1 protein-coding gene is annotated in these 546 nt (G+C 40.7%); it reads right to left on the bottom strand.

Going from position 1 to position 546, the window contains the following annotated elements; translation table 11 throughout:
* The coding region (locus AC1D0P_RS27795; RefSeq protein WP_477679679.1) for a hypothetical protein at positions 1–546 on the bottom strand (546 nt) is incomplete at both ends.

Here is a 546-nt window from a genome sequence, read left to right as displayed (position 1 = left end):
TGCTAGGATAGTCAGAGCCGCTGTCTATCTGCTTGAGTGCATTTTCAAGCCGGTGATGCCCAAGTCTGGCGTAAAACTCGGATATGTCGCATATCACAACGAATTTATGATCCTGCGAAAGCTCAAGCGACCTCTTCATGAAACTCTGAAATCCAAAGTTTGTATTGAATAACGCGCCTGTTTTCTTGTCTACAGATAACCGGTAAGAAAATACGCATTGCTCCTTTACGGGAATGCGTGCTTCTTCTATTTTTTTGCGAAGTATCAGGACACATGCCAGAAAATACGCGTTCCAAATGTAATCTATTTGCGTGGCCCAACGGAAACCAAAATAGCTGACTGGAGCTAATGAATTAACGTTTAGTGGCGAGAATCTCGCGAGATATGTCTCAAAATTTTCATTATATTCTACAATTGTCGCAACAATATCTTCAAAGTTGTCTTGAAAAACAAACCTTTCAAACGGAAAAGGAAAAATGTCAGTGTCCCCGTGGTGAATTACATTCCTGACTGCTAATTTTGCTGCGTTTTCGAAATCTGTTTTGT

The sequence above is a fragment of the Polaromonas sp. P1_G2 genome, from assembly GCF_056405515.1.
Note: the sequence above shows the minus strand (reverse complement) of the source record. Positions and strands in the feature narration are given on the sequence as shown.